13 protein-coding genes are annotated in these 12,404 nt (G+C 64.4%); 6 read left to right on the plus strand and 7 right to left on the minus strand.

Annotated elements, in window-relative coordinates; all coding sequences use genetic code 11:
• The first annotated feature begins 82 nt into the window (after positions 1 to 82).
• Together NKI52_RS27460 and NKI52_RS27465 are read left to right on the plus strand one after the other, a co-directional pair.
• Positions 83 to 586, plus strand: coding sequence for a glycosyltransferase (locus tag NKI52_RS27460; RefSeq protein WP_352700336.1), 504 nt, complete (start codon positions 83 to 85; stop codon positions 584 to 586).
• A 188-nt stretch (positions 587 to 774) separates the two neighbouring features.
• Positions 775 to 1,749, plus strand: coding sequence for a phytanoyl-CoA dioxygenase family protein (locus NKI52_RS27465; RefSeq protein ID WP_352700337.1), 975 nt, complete (start codon positions 775 to 777; stop codon positions 1,747 to 1,749).
• Positions 1,750 to 1,782: 33 nt separating this feature from the next.
• On the opposite strand, the gene moaB is transcribed toward NKI52_RS27465, so the two are convergent.
• From moaB to NKI52_RS27495, 6 genes are all read right to left on the minus strand, one after another.
• Positions 1,783 to 2,325 carry a molybdenum cofactor biosynthesis protein B gene (gene moaB, locus NKI52_RS27470; RefSeq protein ID WP_352456849.1) on the minus strand — a complete coding sequence of 181 codons (543 nt, stop codon included), beginning with the start codon at positions 2,323 to 2,325 and terminating at the stop codon, positions 1,783 to 1,785.
• Complete coding sequence (locus tag NKI52_RS27475) at positions 2,312 to 3,214, minus strand: 4-(cytidine 5'-diphospho)-2-C-methyl-D-erythritol kinase (RefSeq protein WP_352456901.1); 903 nt, start codon at positions 3,212 to 3,214, stop codon at positions 2,312 to 2,314. Before NKI52_RS27475 ends, moaB begins: the two co-directional genes overlap by 14 nt.
• 26 nt (positions 3,215 to 3,240) lie before the next feature.
• Positions 3,241 to 3,426, minus strand: a complete 186-nt coding sequence (locus NKI52_RS27480) for a membrane protein (protein WP_023674078.1) — start codon at positions 3,424 to 3,426, stop codon at positions 3,241 to 3,243.
• A gap of 81 nt (positions 3,427 to 3,507) precedes the next feature.
• Complete coding sequence (locus tag NKI52_RS27485) at positions 3,508 to 4,365, minus strand: S49 family peptidase (protein WP_031211037.1); 858 nt, start codon at positions 4,363 to 4,365, stop codon at positions 3,508 to 3,510.
• An 87-nt stretch (positions 4,366 to 4,452) separates the two neighbouring features.
• Complete coding sequence (locus tag NKI52_RS27490; RefSeq protein ID WP_352700338.1) at positions 4,453 to 5,253, minus strand: tRNA1(Val) (adenine(37)-N6)-methyltransferase; 801 nt, start codon at positions 5,251 to 5,253, stop codon at positions 4,453 to 4,455.
• On the minus strand, positions 5,253 to 5,477 hold the full coding sequence (locus NKI52_RS27495) for a putative signal transducing protein (RefSeq protein WP_023674082.1): 225 nt from the start codon (positions 5,475 to 5,477) through the stop codon (positions 5,253 to 5,255). The genes NKI52_RS27490 and NKI52_RS27495 overlap by 1 nt, the downstream gene beginning before the upstream one ends.
• Positions 5,478 to 5,637: 160 nt before the next feature.
• Between NKI52_RS27495 and NKI52_RS27500 the strand changes: the two genes are divergently transcribed.
• Entirely contained in the window at positions 5,638 to 6,654 is a 1,017-nt protein-coding gene (locus NKI52_RS27500; protein WP_292663011.1) for a polyprenyl synthetase family protein, read from the plus strand.
• A 26-nt stretch (positions 6,655 to 6,680) separates the two neighbouring features.
• On the opposite strand, the gene NKI52_RS27505 is transcribed toward NKI52_RS27500, so the two are convergent.
• The gene (locus tag NKI52_RS27505; RefSeq protein ID WP_352700339.1) at positions 6,681 to 8,114 is read right to left on the minus strand and encodes an MFS transporter; all 1,434 of its coding nucleotides are present in this window, start codon (positions 8,112 to 8,114) and stop codon (positions 6,681 to 6,683) included.
• 104 nt (positions 8,115 to 8,218) lie between these two features.
• On the opposite strand from NKI52_RS27505, the gene NKI52_RS27510 reads away from it, so the two are divergent.
• The 3 genes from NKI52_RS27510 (at position 8,219) to NKI52_RS27520 (ending at position 12,123) form a co-directional block, all read left to right on the plus strand.
• A complete protein-coding gene (locus tag NKI52_RS27510) occupies positions 8,219 to 8,824 on the plus strand; it encodes a TetR/AcrR family transcriptional regulator (RefSeq protein WP_352700340.1) in 606 nt (201 codons plus the stop codon).
• A 211-nt stretch (positions 8,825 to 9,035) separates the two neighbouring features.
• Positions 9,036 to 10,811 (plus strand): tetratricopeptide repeat protein, encoded by a 1,776-nt coding sequence (locus tag NKI52_RS27515; protein ID WP_031211039.1) that lies wholly within the window; start codon positions 9,036 to 9,038, stop codon positions 10,809 to 10,811.
• Positions 10,812 to 11,061: 250 nt separating this feature from the next.
• On the plus strand, positions 11,062 to 12,123 hold the full coding sequence (locus NKI52_RS27520) for a glycine--tRNA ligase subunit alpha (RefSeq protein WP_352700341.1): 1,062 nt from the start codon (positions 11,062 to 11,064) through the stop codon (positions 12,121 to 12,123).
• Positions 12,124 to 12,404: the final 281 nt, after the last annotated feature.

A 12,404-nucleotide genomic window follows, 5' to 3' on the forward strand; every position in this document is an offset into this window, starting at 1 on the left:
TAGATGAGAACAAAGCAAGAACTTTCTCGCGGCGCGCCGCAAAAACTGGCGCTGCCCACCGCTTTCCGCTATTCGGCTAAACATGCTCAGCGTCCTGATCGAAACCCTGAATGACGAGGAGGGCCTTGCCCGCACGCTCGCCTCGCTGATCGGCGGCGCGGTCGAAGGCGTGGTGCGCGACGTTCTCGTCTGCGACACCGGCTCGACCGATCAGACGCACCGCGTCGCCGAACATGCCGGCTGCCACTATGTCAGCGGCGGCATCGCCGCCGGCATCAGGCAGGCCAAGGGCGACTGGCTGCTTTTGCTGGAACCGGGCGCGCGGCTGGGAGAGGGCTGGATCGACGAGGTCGTCGCCCATACCGCCAGGCAAACCATGGCGGCGCGGTTCTCGCGGGCACGCGGCAGCCGCGCGCCGTTCCTGTCGCGGGTCTTTGCCGGAAATCCCGCTCTCGCCGAAGGCTTGGTGATCAGCAAGCGTCAGGCCGCCGCGCTGTCGAAGAACGCCCGCAGCGCCGAAGCGATCGCCCGCGGCCTGGCGACCAGGAGGCTCCACGCCGAGATCTGGGTCGCGCCGCGGAAGTGACGGCTTACCGTCCCGGTTATGGGAACTCCGCCCAAGCACATTTTCTGGCGGGTCGTCGTTTATTGTGCATTGCACAAAATCTGGCCGGGGGTTACCATTCCCAGCGATATGGGCGAATAGGGTTTGGGGTGTGCCGGAGCGGCGACGACTAACGTCGATGCTGTTCCATCGACATTTTGAGGACCCCGATGACCCTTTCAAGCCCTGACAAGTCCGGCGCTGCAAGCCTCGAGGCAATCGCACGCAACGGCGGCACGCTGCGCCGCATCGCCGCCCGCATCCCGACCTATCTTTCCGACCTTCGCGAGAATCCGGCATGGCTGCCGATGTTCATGCTGGCCCGCACCATGCCGGCGCGGCGGCTGCACTGGCGCGGTGCAAAGCCCGTTCGGCCGGCGCGCAAGGTCGGTGAAACGATGTTCGCCGGCGTCGATCGCGATGCCGTCGTCGGCGCGCTGCGGACGGAGGGGCTCTATTCGGGCCTGATGCTGCCGGCCGCCATCCATGAGGAGATTGCCCGCTTCGCCGAGCGCACGCCATGCTTCGGCAATTTCGACCGCCGGCTGGAATTCCTGCCCGAAAAACACGCCGATGCCGAAAAGCATTTCGGCCGTCCGCTGCTCAGCGGCCATTATTTCGAGCGGGTCCTCGACTGCAGCGCTGCGGTCGCCGTGCAGCGCGATCCGCTGCTTCTCGATATCGCAGCGCACTATCTCGGCAGCCAGGCCAAGCTGATCACCACCCGCGTCTGGTGGAGCTTTCCGACCGGTGGCGTCTCGGACGCCGACAAGAACATGGCCTCGCTCGGCAAATACCATTTCGACCTCGACGACTGGCGCATGCTGAAGTTCTTTTTCTACCTGGTGCCGGTCGACGCCGACACCGGGCCGCATGTCTATGTCCGCGGCTCCCACAACCGCCGCATCCTGAAGCATCAGCTGACGCTGCTGGTCGGCCATTCGGCGGAAGAGGTGCTGGGCGTCTATGGCGAGCAGAGCCCGGTCACGCTGACCGGGCCGGCCGGCCTCGGCTTTGTCGAGGATCCGTTCGGCTTCCATATGGGCACCGTGCCGACGCGCACGCCGCGGCTGATGATGGAGGTTGGCTTCGGCGTCTCGCCGCCGTCGCGCCGGCGTTTTCACGGCGAGCCGGTCATTCGCTAAACCGAGGTCGCTTGGCTGATACCTCGGTTCGTCTCAGCCGCGCCGCAAATGCTCGTCCAGCCGCGGCATGATCTCGACGAAGTTGCAGGGCATGTGCCGGTAGTCGAGCTGCGGCTTCAAGATGCCGTCCCAGGCGTCCTTGCAGGCGCCGGGCGAGCCCGGCAGCACGAAGACGAAGGTGGCATTGACGACGCCGCCGGTCGCCCGGCTCTGGATCGTCGAAGTGCCGATCTTGTCGTAGGAGATGCGGTGGAACACTTCGGAAAAGCCGTCCATGCGCTTTTCGAAGATCGGCTCCAGCGCTTCCGGCGTCACGTCGCGGCCGGTGAAGCCGGTGCCGCCGGTGGTGATGACGACATCGATCGCATCGTCCTTCGACCAGCCCAGGACCTTGTCGCGGATCTTGTCGCGGTCGTCGGTGACGATGTCGCGGGCGGCCAGGACATGGCCGGCCTCGGCAATGCGGTCGGCCAGCGTCTGCCCGGATTTGTCGTCGGCGAGGCTGCGCGTATCGGAAACGGTCAGCACCGCGATGCGCACGGGAACGAAGGGGCGGCTCTCGTCAATCCTGGCCATGGGCATCAACCTCCGATGTCACGCTTCGCGTCGCTGCGACAAACCAGTCGGGATGGCGGCTGCGAATATCGACAGCCGCGCGCTTGGCCACATTGCCGGTCTCGAACAGCCCGAAGCAGGTGGCGCCTGAACCGGACATCCTGGCAAAACCGGCTCCGGCCTTGTTGAGCACGGAAATCGCCTTGCCGATGGCGGGCTGGATTGCGCGCGCCGCAGGCTCGAGATCGTTGCGGGTGATCTCCAGCCAGTTGCGGATGCCGTGGAAGTCGAGGTTGCGCGGCAGCGGCGGCAGCCCCGCATTGTCGCGGCGGCCAAGCGCCTCGAACACGTCGGCCGTCGAGACGGCAGTGCCGGGATTGACGAGCACCAGACCCAGCGCTGGGAAACCCGGCACGAGCGTCAGCTCGTCGCCGACGCCGCGGGCTATCAGCGGTCTGGCTGCGAGGCACATCGGCACGTCGGCGCCGAGCGACAGGCCGATCCGCGCCAGTTCGGCATCGCCGACATCAAGTCCCCAGGTCTGGACCAGGGCGCGCAGCACAGCCGCCGCGTCACTCGATCCGCCGCCGACACCGGACGCGACCGGCAGGTTCTTTTCGAGCCTGATGGCGACAGCCGGTGCGTGCTGGGGACCGGCCTCGCGCCGCAGTGCATCGCGCGCTCTCACCACCAGATTATTGTCGTCGACCGGCACCGCGGAGGCGTATTTGCCGGACACGGAAAACCCATCGCTGTCGGCAAGTTCCGTCTCGATGCGATCGCCGAAGCGCGTGAACACAGCCAGGCTTTCGATCGTGTGATAACCGTCGGCGCGCCGACCGGTGACGTGCAGCGCGAGATTTATCTTGGCGTGCGCATGCGACGCCCGGATGCTGGCCTCGGCGTTCACTGGCTCGGCCGCGAGGGGGACGACGGTCAATCCTTGGCCAGACGGTATTCGCCGGTCTTCGGGTCCTTGACCAATGTTCCCATTGTACCGTTGGCGGCCTGCTTTTCGGTACGCCGCACCTTGGCGGTCACCCGCTCGGCTTCTCTGACGAAGGAGCGGTAGCCGAAATAGGCGGCAATGCCGACGACGGCGAAGAAAATGATCTGCGGCATGTCAAACTCCTCCCTCGCAAGGCCGGCAAGGCGGCCGGTCGGGTCGGTTGATGATTTATGCTAGACGCTTTCACCAGCTTTTCAAAGCCCGAAGCGCGCCCACAGCGCGCGCTCTTCCGCCGCATCGATGACGCCGCTTGCCGCGGCGGCGGCGATATCGGGCGCCGAAAAGCTCGAGCCGAACAGGCCGAAGCGGCCGAACAGGCCGCGCGGCGCGGTGATCAGCTTGAGCTGGGTTTTCGGCCCGAAACGGCTCTTCAGCACGCTGCGCATGTCGCCGAGCGCATCGACCAGCCCGAGCTCTAGCCCTTTTTTGGCCGTCCAGAACAGGCCAGTGAACAGGTCGGGATCGTCCTTGAGCTTGCTGCCGCGCCTGTCCTTGACGAGGTCGATGAAGGTCTCGTGGACCTCGAGCTGCAGCGCCTTCAGGCGCTCGACGTCTTCCTTCTTTTCCGGCTTGAACGGGTCGAGCACCGCCTTGTTCTGGCCGGCGGTGTGGACGCGGCGCTCGACACCGATCTTCTTCAACAGCTCCGGAAAGCCGAACGAGGCCGACACCACGCCGATCGAGCCGACGATGGACGACGGGTCGGCAAAGATCTCGTCGCCGGCGACCGCGATCATGTAGCCACCCGATGCCGCCACGTCCTCGACGAAAACCAGGACCTTCTTGTTCTTCTCGCTCGCCAGGTCGCGGATGCGTCTGAAGATCAGCCGCGACTGCACCGGCGAACCACCTGGCGAATTGATCGAGATGGCGACCGCCGGCGCGTCGAAGGAAAACAGCTTTTCGAGAAGGCCGGCGGTGGAAGCGAGCGACAGGCTCGGCCGGAACTGGCCGCCGCCGGGCATGATGGTGCCGTGCAGCCGGATGACCGGAATGGTGACGACGGCGGAGCGCCAGGATTTCGGCAGCAGGCGGTTGAAAAGGCGTTTCACGAGGGGGCGGTCTCCGGTCGATATGCTTGAGGCATGTAGGAATTCGTCGGCCAACGGCAATGCCGTCATCCCGGCAATCAAAATGGATCAGTCTCCGAACAGCGACGCCAGCCCGTTATTGATCAGCTCTGCCCGTTCCGAGGGGCCATTGCCTGAATAGGCATGCAGCATCAGCGGCGGCCGGATCGACAGTTTGCCGCGTGCGCCGAGTGCTGCCCGGACGACGATGCGGATCGCCGCCGCTTCGGGGCGAGGGTGAACGGCCAGCATCTCGGCGTCGCCGAAGCGGCCGGCAATGGCATCGAGGATGGCGCCGAGCTGTTCCGGCCGGGCGATGACGGCCAGCCCGCCGCCCGGTCTGACCACCGCGGCCGCGCTGCGGATCCAGCTGTCGAACAGCCCATCCTCCGAGACATGCGCGGCCTTTCTCAGCGGATCGGGCGTCGCGCGATCCTCGGCGGCATTGAACGGCGGGTTCATGATGACGAAATCGAAGCTGTTGTCCTCAAGGCCGGCGGCCGTTCGCGCCCGGCCCGACAGCGCGACATCGGCGACAAGCACCGAAGCGCGGTTGCTGAGATGCGCATTGCCGGGATGGGCAAGCGTGGTGGTGGCGAAGGCCGCCATTTCCGGGGAACGCTCGACAAGCACGGCCTCTGCAGCGGGGCAGCGCGACAGGACCGCCAGGCCGGCGGCACCGGCACCCGCGCCAAAGTCGGCAAGCCGCCCGGCGAACGAGGACGGCACGGCAGCCGCCAGCATCATCGCATCCATGCCGGCGCGGTGGCCCGCCTTTCTCGGCTGCACCAGCCAGAAGCGACCGCGATGGAAGGCATCGACCGTATGAGCCGGCATGTCCGGGACAAGGGCAGCGGGCGACGCGGACATTATTTTTGGCGGATCTCGTTGGCGATGCCGGCATCCGTCAGGATGCGCCGTGCAGCATCGGCCTTGTCGGCGTCCACCATGACACGGCGGGGCAGGATGCCGATCGAGCCGTCGAGGACGCTCATATTCTGGTCGGCGACGAAACAGCCGATGCCGGCATCGCGCATCAGCGATTCGACAAACGAAATGATGACGGCGTCGTTGGTCCGGATGAGCTCTATCATCGGATGAAACTCGCAGTTTGCGGCGTTGATGTAAACGTAGGCGTGATCATGTACCAGAGCCGGCGCGCCAATTCGCCTCTTGCCGCGCCGGTGGGTGACACCCTAGAGTCTGCCCAGGGACCAAGTTGCCGTCGTGCATATCGAGGTTGGGAGTTTTGCCGTGGGTGTCGTTCTCAACATTGAAAACGGGAAGCGCGAAGCCGCCTCGATAAAGGACCTCATCGACCTGACCGCGGCCGACATGGGGCGCGTCAACAAATTGATCCTGTCGAAGGCCGGCTCCGATGTCGAGATGATTCCGGAGATAGCCAACCATCTGATCTCGTCGGGCGGCAAACGGCTGCGGCCGATGCTGACGCTCGCCGCCGCCCAGATGTTCGGCTATTCCGGCGACGGCCATGTCAAGCTCGCCACATCGGTCGAATTCATGCATACTGCGACACTTCTCCACGACGACGTCGTCGACGAAAGCGGCATGCGGCGCGGCAAGAAGACGGCGCGTATGATCTGGGGCAACCAGGCCAGTGTTCTGGTCGGTGATTTCCTGCTCGGCCAAGCCTTTCGCATGATGGTCGATGTCGGCTCGCTTGAAGCGCTCGATATCCTGTCGAGCGCGGCTTCGGTCATCGCTGAAGGCGAGGTGATGCAGCTCGCTGCCGCAAAAAACCTCGAGACCACCGAGGATGAGCATTTCGCGGTGATCAAGGCCAAGACCGCGGCGCTGTTTTCGGCCGCCGCCGAGGTCGGCCCCGTCATCGCTCAGGCGACGCGCAATGATCGCGCAGCACTCCGCTCCTACGGCATGAATCTCGGCCTTGCCTTCCAGCTGATCGATGACGCGCTGGATTACGGCGGCACCAGCAAGGACCTCGGCAAGAATGTCGGCGACGATTTCCGCGAGGGCAAGGTCACGCTGCCGGTGATCCTCGCCTATCGGCGCGGCACCAAGGCCGAGCGCAGCTTCTGGAAACGCGCCATCGAGGACAATGCCGCCGACGATGCCGGGCTGGAGAAGGCCATCGGCCTGATGCTCCGCCACGGCGCAATTGCCGACACCATCGGGCGCGCCCGCCATTTCGGCGAGATCGCCCGCGACGCGCTGGCGCCGCTCGAGGCGACGCCGCAGAAATCGGCGCTGATCGACGTCATCGATTTCTGCATCAGCCGGGTGAATTGAGAGGCATCGGCGGCCCGCGCTTGTTCTCATCGAGCCTTTGCCGGAAGAACCATTGCTGCCAGCAGGCTAACGACAATGCCCGCCGCCGCGAGCCAGAAGGCGACCTGGATGCCGTCGGCGACGGCAATTTTCAACGCATTGCCGGACAATTCGCCGATTTGGTTGTTCGCAATCGCAATCAGCACGGCCATGCCGATGGCGTTGCCGACATTGAGCGTCGTCGAAGCCATCCCCGAGGCGACGCCTTGCTGGTCATGGGCAACGCCGGAAGCGGCGGCAATCCACATTGCGGTCCAGACGATGCCTTGTCCGACGCCGGAGACGATCAGGCCGGGTACGAGGGACAGATAGCTGCTGTCGGCAGTCGCGCCTGATACCATCAATGCTGTGCCGACCGCGCCGACGATCATGCCGCCGACCAGGGTGCTGCGCGTCGAAAAGCGCGTTGCCAGACGCTCGCCGGCTTGCGTACCGGTGGCGATGGCGACCGACGGCACGAGAAAGGCGAGGCCCGTCTGCAAGGCGGTGAAGCCGTGCACGTTCTGCAGCAGCACGGTGAGGAAGTAGGGCAGCGCGCCGAAAGTGGCCATGTAGAGGAAGGTTATCGTCATGCCGGCGACAAGGCTGCGGTTGTAAAACAGGCGCAGCGGCATCAGCGGATCGGCGCTGTTGGCCTCGATCACGGTGAAGGCGATCAGGAAGAATGCCGCCAGTGCCGCGCTGGCGATGATTGCGCCAGAGCCCCAGCCATATTCAGGTCCCTGAACCAGGGTGAAGACAAGCAGCGTCGCGCCGGCGGTGACGGTCAGTGCGCCGGGCAGATCGAAGCTGCGGTGCTCGTGCCGCTTGCGATCGCGCGGGATGATGGCGAAAGCCGCGATGATGGCGATCCCGGCCAGCAGCACGTTGACGTAGAAGACCGACGGCCAGCCGAAGGCGCTGGTCAGAAACCCGCCGGCAAGCGAACCGAGCGTCAGGCCGCTGGCGCCCGCGCCGCCCCAGACGGCGAGCGCCCGGTTGCGTTCCGGCCCTTCGGCGAACAGGCGGTTGATCAGCGACAGCGTCGCCGGAAACAGGAAAGCGGCGCCGATGCCTTGCACGGCGCGTGCCGCGATGATGATTTCCGGCGACCAGGCCAGGCCACCGACGAGGGACGAAAGTGCGTAGAGCCAGAGCGCGAAGATGAAGACGCGGCGCTGGCCGATCAGGTCGGCGGCCCGGCCGCCGAACAGCAGGAAGCCGCCGGTGAACACGGTGTAGGCGCTGACCACCCACTGCAGGGTCTGGCCTGAAAATCCGAGGCCAGCGCCGATCTCCGGCAGCGCCACGAAGACGATGTTGAGGTCGAGCGAGATGATGAGCTGCGCGAAGGCGAGCAACGCCAGCGTTGCGCCATGTTTCGCCCTGCTTGCTCCCTGCGTTATCGCCCCGAGCGGCGCGCCTTGATCGAGTGAACTCATGTCGGACTCCTTGTCGACAATTATTTAATGATCGACAAAGAATTGAGATTTGCAATCCGAAGTCAAGCAGATTATTTGTTGATCGACAAAAATTGGAGACCGCCATGGCAGGCAGGCCAAGGGAATTCGACCGCGACCAGGCGCTGGAGAAAGCCCGCGACGCTTTCTGGAGGCGCGGCTACGAGGGCACCTCGATGGCCGATCTCGTATCGGCGCTTGGTCTCGCATCGGCGCGCATCTATGCCGCCTTCGGCTCGAAGGAGGATCTGTTTCGCGAAGCGGTGGCGCTTTACGAGGCCAATGAGGGCGGCTTTGCCACGCGCGCGCTAGAGGAAGAACCAAATGTCCGGCGCGTCATCCAGCGCATGCTTCGCGACGCCGTAGAAATTTATACGAGGCCGGGGCGGCCGCAGGGCTGCATGGTGGTGACGGCCGCCACCAATTGCGCCGTCGAAAATGACGCCGTGCTGCAATGGCTGGCGGAGCATCGGCTGGCGCGTACCGCATCGATCGTCGAGCGATTGAAAAAGGCCGTGCGCGATGGCGAATTGAAGCCGGATACCGATGCCGAGACGCTGGGTGACTATTACGCCACGCTGATGCACGGCCTTTCGGTCCAGGCACGCGACGGTGTGCCGAAAAAGCGGCTGCACGATCTTGTCACCGTCGCCATGCAGGCGCTCGACGCAAGCCTTTCGCAAGCGTCCTGAGTTTTCAGGGCCGTGACGCCGGTTTCCCATTGCCGGATTGCCGCAATGCGGTCGTGCGACCTCTTTCGGCATGGTTTATTAATTGCTTGACCCGATTGTGAATTCGGGCCGGGTTGAAGCCCGACCCCAAAAAGGCCATGCTTTACCTGTAAAGATCGAGTCTACGGCGATCCCGCTGACGCGGAGATGGCGTTTGGCTGAAAGGGATATGATGCGGCAAGGATATGCGCGCTGGCTGACGGGGCTGGCAATCGCGACGGGCATGGCGATCTCGGCTTTGCCGGCGCATGCCAAACAGACCGCCGAGCCGGTCAGGATCACATCCTTCTCGGGGGCCTATCTCGCCGCCAGGATCGCCGACGGCGACAACGACCTCGACAGTGCCATCTCCTATTACAAGCAGGCGCTTGCGTTCGATCCGAACGATACGGGACTGCAGCAGAGTCTGATGCTGTCGCTGATCGCGCAGGGGCGCTTCGACGAATCCCTGGTCTATGCCGACAAGCTCAAGGCGGTTCCCGACGTCGAGCGCTTCTCGCGCCTGGCGCTGGCCATCGATTCCTTCCACAAGAAGGATTTCTCCAAGGCCGAATACTGGCTCAAGCTGTCGCTCGAATCCGATCTCGACCGGCTGATCTCCGGCGTCATGACCGGCTGGGCCAAGCAGGGTGCGGGTGACGCCGGCGAGGCCATGGCTTCCATCGACAAGCTGCAAGGCCCCGACTGGTTCAGCCTGTTCAAGTCCTTCCACCGTGCCTTGATTGCCGACGCCTCCGGCCTGCCCGACAGGGCGGATGCGCTCTACACCGCCACCGTGCAGGACACGGCGGCAGGCGGTGCGGCCCCAGAAACATGGATGCGCAACGCGCAGGCCTACGCCTCTTTCCTCGCCCGCAAAGGCGACAAGGCCAAGGCGCTGTCGGTGCTCGACAAGGCCGAGGCGTTCGCCCCCGGCAAGGTCGAGATTGCGGCGCTTCGCGACAAGATCAACAAGGGCGAAAAGATCGAGCCCTTCGTTGCCGGTCCGTCGGACGGCGCCTCGGAAATCCTGCTCGATCTCGCCACCGCGCTCAACCGCGGCGGCGGCGAGCCATTCGTGCGGCTTTATCTGCAATATGCCCTGGCGCTGCGGCCCGACAACGACGCGGCGCTCGTTCAGCTTGCCGCCGTTGCCGAGCAGTTGAAAGATGGCGAGGGCGCCATCGCGCTCTATCGCCGCATTCCCGCTGGCTCGCCGCTGAAGGAGCTTTCGGACCTGCAGCTTGGCCTCAACCTTGCCGATCTCGACCGCAACGACGAGGCGATCGCTCACCTCAAGGCCATCGTCGATGCGCATCCAGACGACATGCGCGCCTATCTGGCGCTCGGCGGCGTCTATTCCTCGAAGGAGGATTTCCGCTCCGCCGCCAATCTCTACGACAAGGCAGTCGAGGTGCTGAAGACGCCGACCGCCGCCAACTGGAACATTTTCTACCAGCGCGGCATCGCCTATGAGCGACTGAAGGAATGGCCGAAGGCCGAGCCGAATTTCCGCAAAGCGCTGGAGCTCTACCCCGACCAGCCGCAGGTTCTGAACTATCTGGGCTATTCCTGGGTCGACAAGAACATGAACCTCAAGGAAGGCCTCGCGATGATCCAGAAGGCCGTCGACCTGAGGCCGAGCGACGGCTACATCGTCGATTCGCTGGGCTGGGCCTATTACCGCCTTGGCCAGTTCGACGATGCGGTGCGCGAAATGGAACGCGCCGTTTCGTTGAAGCCGGAGGATCCTGTGCTCAACGATCACCTCGGCGACGTCTACTGGCGCGTCGGCCGCAAGCTGGAAGCCACCTTCCAGTGGAACCAGGCCCGCGACCTGAAGCCGGACCCGGACGTGCTTGCCGCCTTGCAGCAAAAGCTGATGAAAGGCCTGCCGCCGATCGAATCCAACACGGCGCAGGAAACCCCGAACGTAAAGCCCGTGCCGGCGCCCGCGCCCAAGGGCTGACCCTTCTTTCCTTCTCCCCTTGTGGGAGAAGGTGGATCGGCGCGCAGCGCCGAGACGGTTGAGGGGTGTTGGACGGATTGCCGTCGGTGCCAAGCTGGAACACCCCTCATCCGACCGAGCTTCGCTCGGCCACCTTCTCCCACAAGGGGAGAAGGGAACACCTTCAAAGGCCTGACCCCCGCTGCCTTGACGCTTGCTGGCCAGGCATCTAGGACGTGCCGGCATCCCGCCTTTCCCGCCGGAGGCCGCCGTGACCGTTGATATCCCTGCCCACATGCACCCCAGCCGCTCGTTCCAGGGGCTGATCCTGACGTTGCATAATTATTGGGCGGACTATGGCTGCGTCGTCCTCCAGCCTTACGACATGGAAGTCGGCGCCGGCACCTTCCATCCGGCAACGACATTGCGCGCGCTCGGCCCAAAACGCTGGAACGCGGCTTATGTCCAGCCCTCGCGCCGCCCCAAGGACGGCCGCTATGGCGAGAACCCGAACCGGCTGCAGCACTATTACCAATACCAGGTGATCCTGAAGCCCAATCCGCCCAATCTGCAGGAGCTTTATCTCGGCTCGCTGGCCGCGATCGGCATCGATCCGCTGCTGCATGACATCCGCTTCGTCGAGGACGACTGGGAAAGCCCGACGCTGGGCGCCTGGGGGCTGGGCTGGGAGTGCTGGTGCGACGGCATGGAGGTGTCGCAGTTCACCTATTTCCAGCAGGTCTGCGGCATCGAATGCGCACCGGTGGCGGGCGAGCTCACTTACGGGCTGGAACGGCTGGCCATGTATGTGCAGGGCGTCGACAATGTCTACGACCTCAACTTCAACGGTCGTGAAGGCGCCGACAAGGTGACCTATGGCGATGTCTTCCTGCAGGCCGAGCAGGAATATTCGCGCCATAATTTCGAATTTGCCAACACCGCGATGCTGCTGCGCCATTTCGAAGACGCCGAAGCCGAGTGCAAGGCGCTGCTACAAGCCGGCGCGCCTGTCTTCCCCCTCGAGGGGGAGACGCCCGCGAAGCGGGCAGAGGGGGTCGCCTCGGAAGGCACCGCAGGTCAGGCGTCGAGCAATGCACGAGCGACCCCTCCCGGCCAGACCTTGTCTGGTCCCCTCAAGGGGGAGGGATATCACCGCATGGTCTTCCCAGCCTACGACCAGTGCATCAAGGCCAGCCACGTCTTCAACCTGCTCGACGCACGCGGCGTCATTTCGGTCACCGAGCGCCAGAGTTACATCTTGCGGGTGCGCAATCTGGCCAAGGCCTGCGGCGAGGCGTTTCTGCTGACGCAGGCGGGTGGAATGGCGGCTTAGCTCCAGGCGATTTCGACAGGGGCGCTGATTGGGCAACGTGCCTTGGCCGCTTGCACCGGCTATTGTCCGCAACGCTTGTCTGACGCCGGGCATCGAGAACGTGCCATGCACCTGCGCTGTAAAACAGGCGCTGAGCGCGAGGATCTGCAGGAATGTCGATGCCGTTTTCATGCTCGTTCAGCCAATAGCTCTCTGCCTGAGCGTTGGTCGCTTCAGCGCTGCGTTCGGTTCAGGGAAATCTTTGATCCAAGGACGGGCGGACCGGCGCGTGTCCGACAGGC

It is taken from the genome of Mesorhizobium sp. M0590 (assembly GCF_040320905.1).
Taxonomy (GTDB): domain Bacteria; phylum Pseudomonadota; class Alphaproteobacteria; order Rhizobiales; family Rhizobiaceae; genus Mesorhizobium.

What these genes read in the sequence shown, in the direction of transcription:
- NKI52_RS27505 (WP_352700339.1), bottom strand. Translation starts at nt 8,114, where the DNA reads ATGAGTTCACTCGATCAAGGCGCGCCGCTCGGGGCGATAACGCAGGGA.
- NKI52_RS27495 (WP_023674082.1), bottom strand. Translation starts at nt 5,477, where the DNA reads ATGATAGAGCTCATCCGGACCAACGACGCCGTCATCATTTCGTTTGTC.
- NKI52_RS27490 (WP_352700338.1), bottom strand. Translation starts at nt 5,253, where the DNA reads ATGTCCGCGTCGCCCGCTGCCCTTGTCCCGGACATGCCGGCTCATACG.
- NKI52_RS27460 (WP_352700336.1), top strand. Translation starts at nt 83, where the DNA reads ATGCTCAGCGTCCTGATCGAAACCCTGAATGACGAGGAGGGCCTTGCC.
- NKI52_RS27515 (WP_031211039.1), top strand. Translation starts at nt 9,036, where the DNA reads ATGCGGCAAGGATATGCGCGCTGGCTGACGGGGCTGGCAATCGCGACG.
- NKI52_RS27480 (WP_023674078.1), bottom strand. Translation starts at nt 3,426, where the DNA reads ATGCCGCAGATCATTTTCTTCGCCGTCGTCGGCATTGCCGCCTATTTC.
- NKI52_RS27510 (WP_352700340.1), top strand. Translation starts at nt 8,219, where the DNA reads ATGGCAGGCAGGCCAAGGGAATTCGACCGCGACCAGGCGCTGGAGAAA.
- NKI52_RS27465 (WP_352700337.1), top strand. Translation starts at nt 775, where the DNA reads ATGACCCTTTCAAGCCCTGACAAGTCCGGCGCTGCAAGCCTCGAGGCA.
- moaB (WP_352456849.1), bottom strand. Translation starts at nt 2,325, where the DNA reads ATGGCCAGGATTGACGAGAGCCGCCCCTTCGTTCCCGTGCGCATCGCG.